Source organism: Phenylobacterium sp. (genome assembly GCF_036502675.1).
Classification (GTDB): domain Bacteria; phylum Pseudomonadota; class Alphaproteobacteria; order Caulobacterales; family Caulobacteraceae; genus Phenylobacterium.
Genome location: NZ_DASXYF010000046.1, coordinates 21,542 through 35,841, shown reverse-complemented (window position 1 = coordinate 35,841; position 14,300 = coordinate 21,542). Strand labels below are relative to the sequence as shown.

Sequence of the window (14,300 nt, the reverse complement as noted above, 5' to 3'; positions counted from 1 at the left end):
TTCAGCCTGAGCGTCTCGTGGGTTTCACCTGGGCTGCGGCCCGCAAGCCTCAGGCGAAAATCCGCTTCAGGAAGGCTTCCCCCGCCTGCAGACCGGGTAGGTCGATGCTGTGGTCGAGGCCGGGCGACAGGTGGGTTTCAAGCTCGAAGCCCAGGTCCGTCAGGGCGTCCCGGGCGTGCTGGAACGCCGCCAGGGGCACGACGCTGTCGGCTTTGCCGTGCACCAGCAGCACCGGCGGGTGCGACCGGATCTCCACGGCGAGCTCCGGAGCATCGGGCAGGGCGCCGGAGTAGCCGAGGACGCCCGCCAGCCGCCGGACCCGGCGCGGCCCCACGTGCAGCGCCATCATCGTTCCCTGGCTGAATCCCACCAGGGCCATCTTGTCCTCGCTCAGCCCGTGCCTGGACAGGAGGGCGTCGAGGAAGCCGTCCAGCGCCGGGGCCGCGCCGCGGACGCCGGCGGCCAGGGCGTCGCGGTGCATGTCGGCCAGCGGCCACCATTGCCGGCCGCCGGGAACGCCGGGGCAGGGCTCCGGCGCGTCGGGGGCGATCATCAGCGCGTCGGGCAGGGCCTCCCGCCAATAGGGGGCGAGCCCGATCAGGTCTTCGCCGTTGGAGCCGTAGCCATGCAGCAGCACCACGATCTGCTTCGGCGCCCCGCCGGACGCGGGCGCGACCTGCGGTCCGCCGAGCCCGGCCATCTCAGGCGGCCCGCCGGACGGTGAGGATCGGCACCGGAGGCGCCAGCATCTCGCCCTTCATCTCCGGGCCGCCGCCGGTGGCGGAGGTGGGCAGCGTCAGGATCTTGCGCACCACGTCCATGCCCTCGGCCACCTGGCCGAAGGCGGCGAAGCCGGCGTTGTCGCCGGGCTGGCTCGGGTCGGCGTCCAGGTAGGAGGCGTCGCCGACGCAGATGAAGAAGTCCGAGGTGGCTGAGCCCTGCGCCCGCCGGGCCAGCGAGATCGTGCCGTCCCTGTGGCGCAGGCCGGTCTGCAGCGTGCTCTCGTGCGCCACGGGCTTGAAGATCCGGGCCGGATCGTTCTGCAGCCCGCCCTGGACGAGGCCGATCTCCGGCGCGGTGGGAGCGTGCGAGGCTCGATAGATGGTCGCTCCGTCGTAGCGCTTGGCGTCCACATAGTGCAGGAAGTTGCCGGCGGTGATCGGCGCCTTGTCCGGGTAAAGCTCCAGCACGATAAGGCCCTGGCCCGTCTTCAGGGCGACGCGCACGGGCGGGACGGGCGCTTGCGCCCGGGCCAGCGCCGGCAAGGCCGCCAGGACCCCGGCGGCGGCGAGGACGTCACGGCGTTTCATGGCGGCGTCTCCTGAGGGGCGGCGACCTTAGCGCCCGGCGGCGGTGTTTCAATGGCTTGCGCGCCGGACGCGGGCCCGAACTATAGGACGGCGTGCAGCGCCAGGAAGGAACCTCCATGAACGACCGGGTGAGCGTCGAGGTGAAGGAAGGCGTCGCCGATGTGCGCCTCGTCCGGACGGACAAGATGAACGCGATCGACGAAGCCATGTTCAGCGCCCTGATCGCCGCCGGCGAGCGGCTGAAGGCCGACCGTTCGGTGCGGGCGGTGGTGCTCTCGGGCGACGGGCGGGCGTTCTGCGCGGGCCTGGACATGGGCCGGTTCCGCGATATGGAGCGCGGCGCCGAGCGGGGCGGCGAACGCCTGGGCGGCGAGCGCACGCCCGGCGGGGCGAACCCTTCGCAGCAGGCGGTGATGGTCTGGCGCGAGATGCCCGCGCCGGTGATCGCCGCCGTGCACGGCGTGGCGTTCGGCGGCGGCCTGCAGCTGGCGCTCGGCGCGGACCTGCGGTTCGTGGCCGCCGACGCCCGGCTGTCGGTGCTGGAGATCAAGTGGGGCCTGGTTCCGGACATGGGCGGGATCGCCCTGCTGCGCGGCCTGCTGCGCGACGACGTGGCGCGCGAGCTCACCTGGTCGGGACGTATCGTTTCCGGGGACGAGGCCCTGGCCCTGGGGCTCGCCACCCGGGTCTGCGCCGATCCGCGGGCCGAGGCGCTGGTCTTCGCCGCGGAGATCGCCGCGCGCAGCCCCGATGCGATCCGCGCCGGCAAGCGCCTGTTCAACGCCGCCTTCGACGCCAGCCAGCACGACCTGCTGTTGGCCGAGAGCCTGGCGCAGACGGCCCTGATCGGCGGGCCCAACCAGGTGGAGGCGGTGACCGCGGCGCTGGAGAACCGGGCGCCGCGCTTCGCCGACTGATCCCCCGCGGCCGGGGAGGCCGTCAGGCCCGCTGGTTGAGCGTGATGGAGGTGGGCGCGTCGGTGCGCTGGATCGCGCCGGCGGCGCCGTAGCCGGCGTTCTCCGTGCGCTGCGAGGCGACCTCCTCGGCGATGGCGCGCACCAGCCCCTCGGTGATGGTGCGGGCCGCCTCCAGCGCCCGGCCCTGGCGGGCGAGCACGGCGTCGAAGGCCTCGGTGGCGCGGGTCAGCGCCACGCGCCGGGCCAGCGGCGCGCTCTCGATCAGCGCCGGGTTGGCGCGCACCCGGGTCGATTCGTGGCGGTAGAGGTTGGCGAGGCGCGAGGTCTCCTCGACGTATTGCGCCGCCTCGTGCGGCCGGCGCTGCTCGAAGGCCGCGGCCCCCAGCGCTATCAGCGCGGTGAGCCGTTCGGTGAGGATGATCAGTTGGTCGACGCGGTCGGCGGCGTCATGGGCGGCGATCGCCATTGAGCTACTCCAGGCCTTGCATCTTGAGCATTTCCTTCGCGACCGTGTCGGCGATTCCGAGGCCGCCGGCCTTGGTCATCTGTTTGGCGAAGGCGTCGGTCATGAACGACCGGAACATGCTTTCGCCCTGGCCGCCTCCGAACGGGGTGGAGACCTCCACACCCTCGAACATCTGCTGCATCATGATCGAGAGGAACGAGCTCTCGAAGGACTGGGCCGTGGCGGTGATGTCCTTGCGCTTGGCCATCTCGGCGGCCGTTGGCGTCGCCGTGGGCGCGGCCAGGGACGGGGGCAGGACGGCGAGCTCGCTCATCACATCACCTCGATGTCGGCCTGCAGGGCGCCGGCGGCCTTGATGGTCTGCAGGATGGAGATCATGTCCCGCGGCGTGACGCCCAGGGCGTTGAGGCCGCTCACCAGGCTGGAGAGCGAGGCGCCGTTCCCCAGCGTCACGAACTGGCGGCCGGTCTCCTCGTCCACCGAGACGCCGGACTTGGGCGTCACCGTGGTCTGGCCCTGGCTGAACGGGGCGGGCTGGCTGACCTGCGGGCTCTCGTTGACGGTGATCGTCAGGTTGCCCTGCTGGATCGCCACGGTGGAGATGCGGACGTTCTCGCCCATGACGATGACCCCGGCCACCTCGTCGATCACCACCCTGGCGGAGTCGTCGGGCTCCACATAGAGGCTCTCCACGTCGGACACGAAGCTCGCCATGTCGCGGCCGTTGGGCGGGCGGATGGCGACGATGGTGGGGTTCTCCGCCTGCGCCATGCCGGGGAAGCGGGCGTTGACCGCCGCGGCGATCCGCTGGGCGGTGGTGAAGTCGGGGTTGCGCAGGGTCATTCGCATCGTGTTCATTTTGGCGAGCTGGAAGCCGATCTCCCGCTCGACGATGGCGCCCGAGGCGATGCGGCCGGCGGTGGGCACGCCCTTGGAGACCGAGGAGCCCGACGCGCCCGTGGCGCTGACCGCACCGGTCTGCACGGTGCCCTGCGCCACCGCATAGGCTTGGCCGTCGGCGCCCAGCAGCGGCGTGACCAGCAGGGTGCCGCCCAGCAGGCTCTTGGCGTCGCCCATCGCCGAGACCGAGGCGTCGATCTGCGAGCCGGTGGCGGCGAAGGCCGGCAGCCGGCTGGTGACCATCACGGCGGCGACGTTCTTGGTGTTGAGGTTGGCGTCGCGGGTGTTGACGCCCAGCCGCTCTAGCATCGCCTCCAGGCTCTGCTTGGTGAAGGGAGCGTTGCGCAGCGAGTCGCCGGTGCCGTTCAGCCCGACCACGATGCCGTAGCCCACCAGCATGTTCTCCCGCACGCCTTCGAACTCGACGATGTCCTTGATCCGCGACTTCGCAAGCGCCGGGCCGCCGGCCAGGATGGCGGCCAGCAGGACGGCGGAGAACAGGCGGAACGGTCGGCGCATGGGGCCCCGGGGCGTAAGCAGCTTCACCCGCGGGGCCATGCGACTGCCGTGCCAGTCGAAAAACCTTGCAAAATCAGCGTAGATTCCGTTCGGCGCGGGCGCGGAAAAGGCGTGGCGGCAGAAATTGCCCGGCATTAACCATGCCCTAAGCACAGGCGTGGGATGGTCGGCTCGACATTTCAGGGATGGCGACGGCACGGATGAAGGTCAGCGGCGCGAACAACGTCGGATCGACGGGCGGGCCCGGCAAGGCCAAGCCTGCCGGCGGCGCGGCGTTTTCCGTTCCCAGCCCCGCCGCGGCCTCCGGACCGGCCCAGGTCACGCGCGCCGCCGGCGTCGGCGGGGTGGTGGGGCTCGACGCCCTCCTGGCCCTGCAGGACGTGGGCGGCCCGCTGGAGCGCAAGCGCCGGGCGGTGGGCCGCGCGGGCCGGATTCTCGACGTGCTGGACGAGCTGAAGGCGGCGTTGCTGGACGGCGCGCCGGGGGGCGACGACGTGGAGCGTCTGCGGCGCGCGGTGCGCGACGAACGTCAGCTGACGGACGATCCCGGGCTGGAGGGGGTGCTGAACGAAATCGAGACGCGAGCCGCCGTGGAGCTCGCGAAGCTTGAACAGAGCCCGCGTGCGGCCTAAACGCACCGCAAGCGGGAGCTTGATTGATGCTGTTGGCGTTTTGATATAAGGCCATCCGCACGTCTCGGGTGAGTCCAGGGGGCCGAGGTTTCGAATATGAACATCGCAGTATTGCCTAAAAGCTCGGACTACCGTCCCTCTGAGGACGAGGAGTTCATGAACGAGCGGCAGCTCGAATACTTCAAGCAGAAACTTCTCAATTGGAAAGAGGAAATACTTCGGGAATCTAAGGAAACGCTTACGCATCTGCAGGCGGAGACTGAAAATCACCCGGATATTGCGGATCGCGCGTCGTCCGAGACCGACCGGTCTTTAGAGCTGCGCACTCGTGACCGCCAGCGCAAGCTAATCTCCAAGATCGACGAAGCCATGCGGCGGATCGAAGACGGGAGTTACGGCTACTGCGAGGAGACCGGCGAGCCCATCGGCATCGCCCGCCTCGACGCCCGGCCGATCGCCACCCTCAGCCTCGAGGCGCAGGAGCGGCACGAGCGCCGCGAACGCGTACACCGCGACGACTGATCACCACCGCGTCGTCCGAAGGCGAGCGAGGGCGTTGGCGCTCCGCGGGCCGTCGGGCTAGATGGCCGGATGCTGCAGCGGCTGGTCATCGCCTCCGTCCAGGCCAATCCCACCGTCGGCGCCGTAGCGCGCAACGAGGCCCTGGCGCGTGAGCGGCTGGCCGAGGCGACGGCGGCCGGCGCCGACATCGCCCTTTTCCCCGAGTTGTTCCTCACCGGCTATCCGCCGGAAGACCTGGCGCTGAAGCCGGCCCTGTGGCGCGACGGCCAGGCGGCCGTCGAGCGTCTGGCTCTGGACACCGCCGGCGGCTGCGCGGCCCTGATCGGGGTGATCTGGCCGCCGGAGGAGCCCGCCGGCCAGCCGCGCAACGCGGTGGCCTATCTGGCGGACGGCGAGGTCCGCGGGATCGCCTTCAAATGCGAACTGCCCAACTACGGCGTCTTCGACGAGAAGCGGATCTTCGCCTGCGGGGTCGAGCCGCAGGTGTTCGACCTGAAGGGCGTCACCTTCGGCGCGCCGATCTGCGAGGACATCTGGACCCCGCAGGTGAGCTACGCCCTGAAGGACCTCGGCGCCGAGATCCTGCTCACCGCCAACGGCTCGCCCTACCGGCGCACGGCCGACGACGAGCGGATGGTGGTGGCGCGCGCCCGGGTGGTCGATACCGGCCTGCCGATGGTCTACGTCAACCAGGTGGGCGGCCAGGACGAACTGGCGTTCGACGGCGCCTCCTTCGCCCTCGACGCCGAGGGCCGCGAGGTGATGCGCCTGCCGATGTTCGAGGAAGCGCTGGGGCTGTCGGTCTGGGCGCGCGGCGAGGCGGGCTGGACCTGCGTCGAGGCGCCAATGGACCCATGGTGCGACCCGTCGGAGGAGATCTACAAGGCCATGGTCACCGGCCTGAGGGATTACGTGAGGAAATCGGGCTTCGAGGGCGTTCTCATTGGCCTTTCCGGCGGCGTGGACTCCGCCGCAACCGCCGTGGTCGCCGCCGACGCCCTGGGGCCCGAGGCGGTGCGCTGCGTCATGCTGCCGTCCGGCTACACCAGCCGCGAGAGCCTGGAGGACGCCGCGGCCTGCGCCCAGGCGCTGGGCGTACGGCTGGACGAGATCGCCATCCGGCCGGCCGTCGACGCCTTCGCCGGGATGCTGCGGCCGCTGTTCGAGGGCCGCGCGCCGGACATCGCCGAAGAGAACATCCAGGCCCGCGTCCGCGGCCTGACCCTGATGGCGCTCTCCAACAAGCTGGGCCTGATGCTGCTCACCACCGGCAACAAGTCGGAGATGGCGGTGGGCTACGCCACCCTCTACGGCGACATGTGCGGCGGCTACAACGTGCTGAAGGACCTCTACAAGACCGACGTCTACGCCATCTGCGAGTGGCGCAACGCCAACGATCCCTTCGGCGTCGCCGCCCAGCCGATCCCCGCGCGGATCCTCAGCAAGCCGCCGTCGGCCGAGCTGCACCCCGGCCAGGCGGACCAGGACAGCCTGCCGCCCTATGACGTGCTGGACGACATCCTCTTCGGCCTTGTGGAGGAGGAGGCGACCCTCGACGAGATCGTGGGCCGCGGCCATGCGCCCGAGACGGTGGAGCGCGTCCAGCGGCTGCTCTACTCCAGCGAATACAAGCGCCGGCAGGCCGCGCCCGGCGTGAAGATCGGCGGCAAGGCCTTCGGCCGCGACCGCCGCTATCCCATCGTCAACGGCTTCCGGGACGTGGTGACGCGCCGCTAGGGGCGTGACAGCAGGAAGTGGCGGCGGGTTCCGGCGCCCGCCACGCTCCAAACCCGAAGAATCTAGGCCGCCAGCGGCTGGGAGACCAGCACCCGGACGATCTGGTCCTCGCGGTCGTTCCACAGCACGCTGACGCGGCCGGCCTGGGCTGCGGCGTCGCCCAGGGCCGCGCGGACCTCGCCGTCGCGCAGGCGGGTGGGGGACAGCCGCTTCATGATCCGCCCGCCGCCCACGTCCTCCTGCACGTCGCTGAACCGCAGGATGGCGTCCACCACCGCGCTGGAGGGCAGGGCGGGCCTGCGGACGGGCGCGAAGCTGCGCGGGGCCGCCGGGCGGCGCTTGGGGAAGCTCTTGCGTAAAGTGGCCGGCATCGGGAAGTCCTCGGTTGCCAAAATCGTCGACACCCGTTCTGATGCGCTCATACGACAAAAACGGACGTTTAGAACAAATGCGGCACGATAAGGCTTCGCGGCTCCTGGAACTGGCGCGGCTGCTGGCTGGCACCGCCGAAGGGTTGACCCTGGACGAGATGGGCGAGCGGCTGGGCGTGGGCCGGCGCACCGCCGAGCGCATGCGCGACGCGGTGCGCGAGGTGTTCCCGCAGATGGAGGAGGTGGAGGATCCGCCCACCCGCCGGTTCCGCATCCCCACCGGTCTCGACGGCCTGTTCCAGAGCCCCACCACCGACGAGCTGGTGGCCCTGCGCACCGCCGCGGATTCCCTGCAGGCCCTGGGCGCCGAGGCCCGCGCCGCGGCGCTGAAGACCCTGGAGCAGAAGATCCTGGCGGCCACCAAGGCGCCGGCGCGCCGCAAGCTCGCCCCCGACCTCGAGGCCCTGCTGCAGGCCGAGACCATCGCGGTGCTGGCCGGCCCGCGGCCCTTCGAGGACGACGTCGTGCTCTCTACGGTCAGGGAGGCGATCAAATCCCTGAAATCTCTGCGGTTCCGCTATGAGGGCGGCAGCACCCCCGGGCGGGTGCGGGACCTGACGCCCTATGGCCTGCTGTTCGGGCGCAGCAACTACCTGGTGGCGGCGGAGGCCGAGGGCGAGCCGCGCAACTGGCGCCTCGACCGCATCGGCGACATCGAGGTCCTCGACCGGACCAGCGCCAGGCCCGCGAGCTTCTCGCTGCAGGCCTACGCCGACCAGAGCTTCGGCATCTACCACGACGCGGTGGAGGAGGTGGTGCTGCGCATCCTGCCGCACGGCGCGCAGGACGCCCTGTGCTGGCGGTTCCACGCCAATCAGCGGGTGCGCCAGCTTCCCGACGGCTCCGTGGAGGTGACGTTCCGGGCCAGCGGCATGCTGGAGCTGTCCTGGCACCTGTTCACCTGGGGCGACAAGGTGGAGATCCTGGCGCCCCCCAGCCTGCGGACCACCATGCTCGAGCAGCTGGACCTCGCGCGTGAGGCCCTGGATCGTCACGGCGCCGCTTGATACGTCCGGTTCTGACGCTGTCCGGGTTCATAGGGTGAACATCGGTTTCAGCGACGGAGGGCGTCATGTGGGCTGCGGTAATCGAGGTGGAGCCGCCGATGGGTTTCGGTCGGGGTGCGGGGGCGCGGGCGGCGGGCGCCGTCCGCTATGCGGGGGTGCTGGCGGTGTGGGCGGGCCTGGCGATGATCCGTCCCCACCTGGCGCTGCGGATCCTGCGGGAGCGGCGACCGGACTCGCCCCTCGGCCGCAGGGCGTGGCCGACGGGACTGACGCCGGACTCGCAGCGGAAGGTGCGAGCGCTGCGGCGGTAAGGGTTCAGGTCACCCGCATCGCGGCCGGAACCGTGTCGGGCCCGGTCGGGACGGCGGCGCGCAGGGCCGGCACCAAGTCCTCGATGCGCTCCACCGCCGAAAAGGTGCGCATGAAATCCGGCGGGGTGAGGCTCTGGTCCACGGTATGCTGCAGCAGTTCGAACAGCGGGCTCCAGAAGGCCTTCGGGTTGTGGAACACCACCGGCTTGGCGTGCAGGCCGAGCCGGCGCCAGGACAGAATCTCCACCACCTCCTCCAGCGTGCCGACGCCGCCCGGCAGGACGGCGAAGGCGTCGGAGCGCTCGAACATCATCCTCTTGCGCTCGTGCATCGAAGCGACGACCATCGTCTCGACCTCGTCGTAGGCGCGCTCGCGCGCGACCAGGAAGTCGGGGATGACGCCAAGCACCTTGCCCCCGGCCTCATGCGCGGCGCGTGCGCAGGCGCCCATCAGGCCCACGCCGCCGCCGCCGTAGACCAGCGTGAGCTTCGCCTGGGCCAGGGCCTCGCCCAGACGGGCGGCGTCCACCAGGAAATCGGGATCGGCGGCGTCGGAGGAGCCGCAGAATACGCAGACCGACTGCAGATTGTGGGACGAGAGGCTCGTTTGCATCGGCTCCAGGGCGTCAGGCGCGCTTGCGGGGGCGCGGAGAAAGCGTGATTAGCTATGGCGCGGACCTGGGAGTTTCAAGCAAGCGGTGACACGCACAACGCTTCTTATGGCCGCAGCCGCGCTTGCCGGCTCGCTTGCCGGTTGCCACGGCAAGCCCGCCCCGCCGCAGCCCCTGGCGCCCAAGGGCGAAACGTCCGCGGATGCGGGCTACATCCCTGCGCCCAGCCTCGACGCCGCCGAATCGTCCGCCGGCGGCGTGCGCTTGCAAGGGACCGCCCAGCCCCGCGCCCGGGTGCGCCTGGCCCCGCCCAGCGGCGAAGCGCTCTTTGCGCCGGCGGATGGACGGGGGCGATGGCGGATCGTCCTGCCGGTCGCGCCGGGCGCGTGGATCTTCGGACTGTCCATGGCTGCGGACGGCCGGCAGGTGCAGGCGCAGGGCTATGTGCTGGTGACGGCGTCCGGCCGGGCCGCCGTGCTGCGGGCGGGCGCCGGGGCGATCGTGCTGGGCCCGCCGGCGCCGCCCCGCCTGACCGCCGTGGACTTCGACCGGCAGGGGGGCGCGGTGGTCTCGGGCCTGGCCGGGCCGCAGGCGGCGGTCTCCGTGCGCGTCGACGGGCGGCCGGGGGCGGTCGGGCGCGCCGATGCGGGCGGCCGGTTCAGCCTGGCCCTGCCGCAGCCGCTGACGCCCGGATCTCACCAGGTCGAGATCGTCGGCGACGCCTTCACCGACACGGTGGCCGTCGACGCGACCCCCGCCACGGCCCTGAGCGGCGGGCCGTTCCGCGCCACGGCGGCGGCCGGCGGGCTGCGCGCGGACTGGATGACCCCCGGCGGCGGCGTCCAGTCCACCTGGATCCTGAATTAGTGGAGAGCGGATTGGCGCATGTTCACGCCGGCGTAGCCCGGCGACCTTCGAGCCAAGGGGGCGTCGCCCCGGCGTTCGTGCGCTTCGACTTCTGGCGCTCGATGGGCGAGCTCGGCCGGCTGGTGATGCGCTCCGGGGCCACGTCGCTGCGTCGTCGGCTGGGGGTCGCCCTGGTCCTGGTGCTGCTGGGCAAGATGGCCAGCGTCTGGGCGCCCGTCGCCCTGGGCTCGGCGATCAACATCCTGGACGCCGGCAAGGGCGCGGTGGGCGCGGGCTTCATCGTCTTCGCGGTCAGCTTCGCGGGGCTCCGGCTCCTGGCCTCCTGCGCCCCCTTCGCCCGCGACGTGATCTTTACCCCGGTGTCCCAGTCGGCCATGGCCAGGGCGGCGGTGGAGACCTTTGCCCACGCGCTGTCCCTGTCGCTCGACTTTCACCAGTCCAAGCAGAGCGGCAGCCTGGCCCGGATCATCGACCGCGGCGCGCGCTCCGTCGACTTCCTGATCCGCAGCGTGGTGTTCAACATCGGGCCCACCGTCGTGGAGCTGGCGCTGGCCATGGTGGTGATGGTCACCCGGCTGGACTGGCGTTTCGCGGTGACGGCGTTCGCCACCATCGTCCTCTACACCACCCTGACCTTCCGGATCACTGACTGGCGCCTGTCACACCGCCGCGAGCTGAACGAGGCCGACTCCCGCGCCGCGGGCCTCTCGGGGGACGCCATGCTGAACTACGAGACGGTGAAGACCTTCGGCTCGGAGCGCCGCACGGTCGCAGGCTACGCCGGCGCCATGGCGACCTACGTCCGCGCCGCGGTGCAGGCCAACACCTCGCTCTCGCTGCTCAACGTGGCCCAGGCCGCGGTGCTGAACGTCGGACTGGCGGCGCTGACGGTGATGGCGGGGATCGAGGTGGCGCACGGGCGCATGCGCATCGGCGACCTCACCACCGCCATCCTGCTGCTCACCAGCATCTTCGTGCCGCTGAACATGCTGGGCTTCAACTACCGGGAGATCCGCCAAGCCTTCATCGACATGGAGCAGATGATCGGCCTCGCCGCCATCGCCCCCGACATCACCGACGCCCCGGACGCCCGCGACCTGCCGCCGCCGACCGGGCAGGGGGCCGAGATGGTCTTCGACGGCGTCGGCTTCCGGCACGACGCCCGCTCCGTGGGCCTGCGCGGGGTGAGCTTCCGCGCCGCGCCCGGGACAACGGTGGCGATGGTGGGGCCGTCGGGGGCCGGCAAGACCACGGCGGTGCGCCTGGCGCTCCGGCTGATCGACCCGCAGGCCGGGCGCATCCTGCTGGACGGCGTCGAGCTCACCAGGGTGAGGCAGGACAGCCTGCGCCAGGCCGTCGCCCTGGTGCCGCAGGACGTGGCCCTGTTCAACGACACCCTCTACGCCAACATCGCCTTCGCCAAGCCCGCCGCGGAGCCCGCCGCGGTGCGCGCGGCGGCCGACGCCGCCGAGCTCGGCCAGTTCATCGAAGGCTTGCCCCACGGCATGGAGACCCTGGTGGGCGAACGGGGCCTGAAGCTCTCGGGCGGCGAGCGCCAGCGGGTGGGGATCGCCCGCGCCCTGCTGGCCGACCCGCGCCTGCTGGTGCTGGACGAGGCCACCAGCGCTCTCGACGGGCCGACGGAGGCGGCGATCCAGGACACCCTGCGCAAGGTGCGCGCCGGGCGCACCACGTTGGTCATCGCCCACCGGCTCTCCACCATCGTCGACGCCGAGCAGATCCTCGTGCTGCGCCGCGGCCGGATCGTGGAGCGGGGGACCCACGCCGAGCTGCTGGCAGGCGGCGGCGAGTACGCGGCGCTGTGGCGGCGCCAGACGCGGGAAAGCTGAACACCGGGTCGATGCGGGCGCGGGGGATTGCGCTTGGCGCGGGCCCGGGGCATCTGCCCCTCACGGCGCTGGCGAGAGGAGACGACCTTGAAATTCCTTCACACCATGGTCCGGGTGGCCGACATCGACCAGTCCCTGGACTTCTATTGCAACAAGCTGGGATTGCAGGAGACCTCGCGGCACGACTACGAGCCCGGCCGGTTCACCCTGGTGTTCCTCTCCGCCCCGGAGGACCTGGAGAGCGCTGCGGCCACGCAATCACCGCTCGTCGAGCTGACCTACAACTGGGACCCGGAGGCCTACGAAGGCGGCCGCAACTTCGGCCACCTGGCGTTTCAGGTCGAAAACATTTACCGGACCTGCGAGCGCCTGAGGGCGGGGGGCGTGGTGATCAACCGGCCGCCGCGCGACGGACGGATGGCTTTCGTGCGCTCGCCCGACAACATCTCGGTGGAATTGCTGCAGGCGGGCGAGGCCCTGGCGGCCGCCGAGCCCTGGGCCTCGATGCCCAACGTCGGCGTCTGGTGAGCCGTCGCCATCTCCCCTGGAACCTCCTGGCGCGTCACGGTTGAAACCCGCGCGTCTTCCTTCGGCCACACGTTCGCGTGACCCTTGGATCGCCAGGGAGGCGGGCGATGACCGTCAAGGATGAGATCGACCGCACCATCGCTTCCCATCCGGCCCGCGTCAGGGCCATCACGCTCAGCGCCCGCTACTGGCTGGAATTCTGCAGGGAGATCGGCGCCATTCCCGACAGGTCGTTCGTGCGCTACAGCGGCTATGCGGCGGGAGACCCGCCTGCCGTCCTGATCCTGGAAAGCTGGGGTTGAGCCTCAGTCCGCGCCGCGGACCAGGCAGCCGCGGGCCGCGGCCGTCAGCCTGGCGCAGAAGGCCCTGGCCTCGGACGGGCTGGCGAAGCCGCTGACGAAGGTGCGTTGAACGGTGCGTCCATCTACGGAGACCGCCTCGAGCTGCATCATCCGCGCCTGCATCTCGGCTGGAAAGGCCTGGGCAAGGTCGTCCCAGGCCTGCTTTGACGCCGTCGGGGAGTCGGTCGCGGCCACCTGCACGCGCAGGCCGGCGGCGGCAGCGGTCGGTTCCGCCTCGCGCAGGACTGCGGGCGGCTCGGGCGCGACGCCCGCGCCCATCAGCGGCGGGGCGGCGACAGCGGATGGCGAGGCCGGGGACGCGGCGTCTCCCCGCATGCTGGGGGGTACGCCCACGTTGACGAAGGCCGCCCTCAGGGCCGCCGGGTCGCGCGTGAGACGGTCCAGCGGCAGGCTCGCCAGGGCCGCGGCGGCCAGGGCCGCGCCGGCGGCCAGCCGCGGCGCCCAGCGCCGGCCCCGGGGCGGGCGCGACGGCTCCGCGGTCCTCGAACGGCGGCGCGTCTGGGCGTAGGCCGGGTCCGTCGAGCGCCAGGGGGCGAGACCAGCCCGGCCGGTCTCGCTGGAGACCGCCGAGCGGAGGAAGGACTGCCTGTCCCCATCGAGGATCAGCACCGAGAGCAGGCCGCTGGCGTGGGCCTCCGTGTCCAGGCCGATCCGCCGCTCGCCGCGCACGGGCTTGGGATGCGGCACGTGCCCGTGCACCAGGGTCCAGGGCCAGACCGGGGCCTGGCCGTCGAAGGGGTGGTATCGCAGGAAGTCGGCCTCCGCCTGCTGCTCCGGCGGCCGGTCGGGGCGCAGGCCGGCATGGGCGAACAGATAGTCGCCCAGCGTCACGTGAAGGCGGGTGTCCCGCAGGAACTGCCGATGGTCCGCGGGGACCAGCTCCCGCACCAGGCCGCGCAATCGCTCGGGCCCCTGGCGCGCGCCGGGGGCGACGCCATAGGCGGACAAGGTCGCCGTCCCGCCATTGTCCAGCCAGCGGCCCCCGGCCTCCTGGCCGTCAACCAGGTCCAGCAGCATCTGCTCGTGGACGCCGCGCAGGAACACCGTCTCGCAGACGCCTGCGTCGCGCAGCGCGATCAGGTGCGCCAGCACCCCGGCCGAATCCGGCCCGCGGTCGATGTAGTCGCCCAGGAACACCGCTACGACCCGGCTTTGCGGCGGGGCCTGTGCGGCGGTGGCGCGCAAGGCGTCGGTGACGCCTTGCAGCAGGTCGAGGCGGCCGTGGATGTCGCCGACGGCGTAGATCGCCACGCCGTCGGGCGTCCGCGGCGACGGCCGTTCCCGTTGCGCCGCCGTCATGGCCGAAAGCCCGCAGGCCGCATCGGCCCGG

The 14,300-nt window shown here is 71.6% G+C and carries 18 protein-coding genes; 10 read left to right on the top strand and 8 right to left on the bottom strand.

Features of this window, described 5'->3' with window-relative positions:
- Window positions 1–49 precede the first annotated feature (49 nt).
- Together VGL30_RS05050 and VGL30_RS05045 are read right to left on the bottom strand one after the other, a co-directional pair.
- Window positions 50–700, bottom strand: a complete 651-nt coding sequence (locus VGL30_RS05050) for an alpha/beta hydrolase (protein ID WP_331537434.1) — start codon at window positions 698–700, stop codon at window positions 50–52.
- A gap of 1 nt (window position 701) precedes the next feature.
- Complete coding sequence (locus VGL30_RS05045) at window positions 702–1,310, bottom strand: peptidylprolyl isomerase (RefSeq protein WP_331537432.1); 609 nt, start codon at window positions 1,308–1,310, stop codon at window positions 702–704.
- A 116-nt stretch (window positions 1,311–1,426) separates the two neighbouring features.
- Between VGL30_RS05045 and VGL30_RS05040 the strand changes: the two genes are divergently transcribed.
- A complete protein-coding gene (locus VGL30_RS05040; RefSeq protein ID WP_331537430.1) occupies window positions 1,427–2,227 on the top strand; it encodes a crotonase/enoyl-CoA hydratase family protein in 801 nt (266 codons plus the stop codon).
- Between the two features lie 22 nt (window positions 2,228–2,249).
- Here VGL30_RS05040 and VGL30_RS05035 read toward each other — a convergent pair whose 3' ends face one another.
- The 3 genes from VGL30_RS05035 to VGL30_RS05025 are packed head-to-tail and all read right to left on the bottom strand — an operon-like array spanning window position 2,250 to window position 4,112.
- The gene (locus VGL30_RS05035) at window positions 2,250–2,693 is read right to left on the bottom strand and encodes a flagellar basal body protein (RefSeq protein WP_331537428.1); all 444 of its coding nucleotides are present in this window, start codon (window positions 2,691–2,693) and stop codon (window positions 2,250–2,252) included.
- A 4-nt stretch (window positions 2,694–2,697) separates the two neighbouring features.
- On the bottom strand, window positions 2,698–3,006 hold the full coding sequence (locus tag VGL30_RS05030) for a rod-binding protein (RefSeq protein WP_331537426.1): 309 nt from the start codon (window positions 3,004–3,006) through the stop codon (window positions 2,698–2,700).
- Window positions 3,006–4,112: a flagellar basal body P-ring protein FlgI gene (locus VGL30_RS05025; RefSeq protein WP_331537424.1), complete on the bottom strand. Its 1,107-nt coding sequence runs from the start codon at window positions 4,110–4,112 to the stop codon at window positions 3,006–3,008. The genes VGL30_RS05030 and VGL30_RS05025 overlap by 1 nt, the downstream gene beginning before the upstream one ends.
- A 185-nt stretch (window positions 4,113–4,297) precedes the next feature.
- On the opposite strand from VGL30_RS05025, the gene VGL30_RS05020 reads away from it, so the two are divergent.
- The 3 genes from VGL30_RS05020 (at window position 4,298) to VGL30_RS05010 (ending at window position 7,003) form a co-directional block, all read left to right on the top strand.
- A complete protein-coding gene (locus VGL30_RS05020) occupies window positions 4,298–4,744 on the top strand; it encodes a flagellar assembly protein FliX (protein WP_331537422.1) in 447 nt (148 codons plus the stop codon).
- Window positions 4,745–4,840: 96 nt separating this feature from the next.
- The gene (gene dksA, locus VGL30_RS05015) at window positions 4,841–5,266 is read left to right on the top strand and encodes an RNA polymerase-binding protein DksA (RefSeq protein ID WP_331537420.1); all 426 of its coding nucleotides are present in this window, start codon (window positions 4,841–4,843) and stop codon (window positions 5,264–5,266) included.
- Window positions 5,267–5,335: 69 nt separating this feature from the next.
- The gene (locus tag VGL30_RS05010; RefSeq protein ID WP_331537418.1) at window positions 5,336–7,003 is read left to right on the top strand and encodes an NAD+ synthase; all 1,668 of its coding nucleotides are present in this window, start codon (window positions 5,336–5,338) and stop codon (window positions 7,001–7,003) included.
- A 62-nt stretch (window positions 7,004–7,065) separates the two neighbouring features.
- Here the strand turns inward: VGL30_RS05010 and VGL30_RS05005 are convergent, their stop codons facing one another.
- Entirely contained in the window at window positions 7,066–7,374 is a 309-nt protein-coding gene (locus tag VGL30_RS05005; protein ID WP_331537416.1) for a hypothetical protein, read from the bottom strand.
- 77 nt (window positions 7,375–7,451) lie between these two features.
- Between VGL30_RS05005 and VGL30_RS05000 the strand changes: the two genes are divergently transcribed.
- Complete coding sequence (locus VGL30_RS05000) at window positions 7,452–8,441, top strand: YafY family protein (RefSeq protein ID WP_331537412.1); 990 nt, start codon at window positions 7,452–7,454, stop codon at window positions 8,439–8,441.
- A gap of 65 nt (window positions 8,442–8,506) precedes the next feature.
- A complete protein-coding gene (locus tag VGL30_RS04995) occupies window positions 8,507–8,752 on the top strand; it encodes a hypothetical protein (protein WP_331537410.1) in 246 nt (81 codons plus the stop codon).
- A gap of 4 nt (window positions 8,753–8,756) precedes the next feature.
- Here the strand turns inward: VGL30_RS04995 and VGL30_RS04990 are convergent, their stop codons facing one another.
- Complete coding sequence (locus VGL30_RS04990) at window positions 8,757–9,365, bottom strand: TIGR00730 family Rossman fold protein (RefSeq protein ID WP_331537408.1); 609 nt, start codon at window positions 9,363–9,365, stop codon at window positions 8,757–8,759.
- 106 nt (window positions 9,366–9,471) lie between these two features.
- Here VGL30_RS04990 and VGL30_RS04985 point away from each other — a divergent pair, with 106 nt between their 5' ends.
- From VGL30_RS04985 to VGL30_RS04970, 4 genes are all read left to right on the top strand, one after another.
- Window positions 9,472–10,230 (top strand): hypothetical protein, encoded by a 759-nt coding sequence (locus tag VGL30_RS04985; RefSeq protein ID WP_331537406.1) that lies wholly within the window; start codon window positions 9,472–9,474, stop codon window positions 10,228–10,230.
- Between the two features lie 101 nt (window positions 10,231–10,331).
- The gene (locus VGL30_RS04980; protein ID WP_331537496.1) at window positions 10,332–12,080 is read left to right on the top strand and encodes an ABC transporter ATP-binding protein/permease; all 1,749 of its coding nucleotides are present in this window, start codon (window positions 10,332–10,334) and stop codon (window positions 12,078–12,080) included.
- Window positions 12,081–12,167: 87 nt separating this feature from the next.
- Window positions 12,168–12,608 (top strand): VOC family protein, encoded by a 441-nt coding sequence (locus tag VGL30_RS04975; protein WP_331537404.1) that lies wholly within the window; start codon window positions 12,168–12,170, stop codon window positions 12,606–12,608.
- A 107-nt stretch (window positions 12,609–12,715) separates the two neighbouring features.
- On the top strand, window positions 12,716–12,910 hold the full coding sequence (locus VGL30_RS04970; RefSeq protein ID WP_331537402.1) for a hypothetical protein: 195 nt from the start codon (window positions 12,716–12,718) through the stop codon (window positions 12,908–12,910).
- Window positions 12,911–12,913: 3 nt separating this feature from the next.
- Here the strand turns inward: VGL30_RS04970 and VGL30_RS04965 are convergent, their stop codons facing one another.
- Window positions 12,914–14,269 carry a metallophosphoesterase gene (locus VGL30_RS04965; RefSeq protein WP_331537400.1) on the bottom strand — a complete coding sequence of 452 codons (1,356 nt, stop codon included), beginning with the start codon at window positions 14,267–14,269 and terminating at the stop codon, window positions 12,914–12,916.
- Window positions 14,270–14,300 lie beyond the last annotated feature (31 nt).

What these genes read in the sequence shown, in the direction of transcription:
- VGL30_RS04995 (WP_331537410.1), top strand. Translation starts at nt 8,507, where the DNA reads ATGTGGGCTGCGGTAATCGAGGTGGAGCCGCCGATGGGTTTCGGTCGG.
- VGL30_RS05000 (WP_331537412.1), top strand. Translation starts at nt 7,452, where the DNA reads ATGCGGCACGATAAGGCTTCGCGGCTCCTGGAACTGGCGCGGCTGCTG.
- VGL30_RS04980 (WP_331537496.1), top strand. Translation starts at nt 10,332, where the DNA reads ATGGGCGAGCTCGGCCGGCTGGTGATGCGCTCCGGGGCCACGTCGCTG.
- VGL30_RS04965 (WP_331537400.1), bottom strand. Translation starts at nt 14,269, where the DNA reads ATGACGGCGGCGCAACGGGAACGGCCGTCGCCGCGGACGCCCGACGGC.
- VGL30_RS05050 (WP_331537434.1), bottom strand. Translation starts at nt 700, where the DNA reads ATGGCCGGGCTCGGCGGACCGCAGGTCGCGCCCGCGTCCGGCGGGGCG.
- VGL30_RS05005 (WP_331537416.1), bottom strand. Translation starts at nt 7,374, where the DNA reads ATGCCGGCCACTTTACGCAAGAGCTTCCCCAAGCGCCGCCCGGCGGCC.
- VGL30_RS05040 (WP_331537430.1), top strand. Translation starts at nt 1,427, where the DNA reads ATGAACGACCGGGTGAGCGTCGAGGTGAAGGAAGGCGTCGCCGATGTG.
- VGL30_RS05020 (WP_331537422.1), top strand. Translation starts at nt 4,298, where the DNA reads ATGGCGACGGCACGGATGAAGGTCAGCGGCGCGAACAACGTCGGATCG.
- dksA (WP_331537420.1), top strand. Translation starts at nt 4,841, where the DNA reads ATGAACATCGCAGTATTGCCTAAAAGCTCGGACTACCGTCCCTCTGAG.
- VGL30_RS04985 (WP_331537406.1), top strand. Translation starts at nt 9,472, where the DNA reads ATGGCCGCAGCCGCGCTTGCCGGCTCGCTTGCCGGTTGCCACGGCAAG.
- VGL30_RS05030 (WP_331537426.1), bottom strand. Translation starts at nt 3,006, where the DNA reads ATGAGCGAGCTCGCCGTCCTGCCCCCGTCCCTGGCCGCGCCCACGGCG.
- VGL30_RS04990 (WP_331537408.1), bottom strand. Translation starts at nt 9,365, where the DNA reads ATGCAAACGAGCCTCTCGTCCCACAATCTGCAGTCGGTCTGCGTATTC.
- VGL30_RS05035 (WP_331537428.1), bottom strand. Translation starts at nt 2,693, where the DNA reads ATGGCGATCGCCGCCCATGACGCCGCCGACCGCGTCGACCAACTGATC.
- VGL30_RS04970 (WP_331537402.1), top strand. Translation starts at nt 12,716, where the DNA reads ATGACCGTCAAGGATGAGATCGACCGCACCATCGCTTCCCATCCGGCC.
- VGL30_RS05025 (WP_331537424.1), bottom strand. Translation starts at nt 4,112, where the DNA reads ATGCGCCGACCGTTCCGCCTGTTCTCCGCCGTCCTGCTGGCCGCCATC.
- VGL30_RS05045 (WP_331537432.1), bottom strand. Translation starts at nt 1,310, where the DNA reads ATGAAACGCCGTGACGTCCTCGCCGCCGCCGGGGTCCTGGCGGCCTTG.
- VGL30_RS05010 (WP_331537418.1), top strand. Translation starts at nt 5,336, where the DNA reads ATGCTGCAGCGGCTGGTCATCGCCTCCGTCCAGGCCAATCCCACCGTC.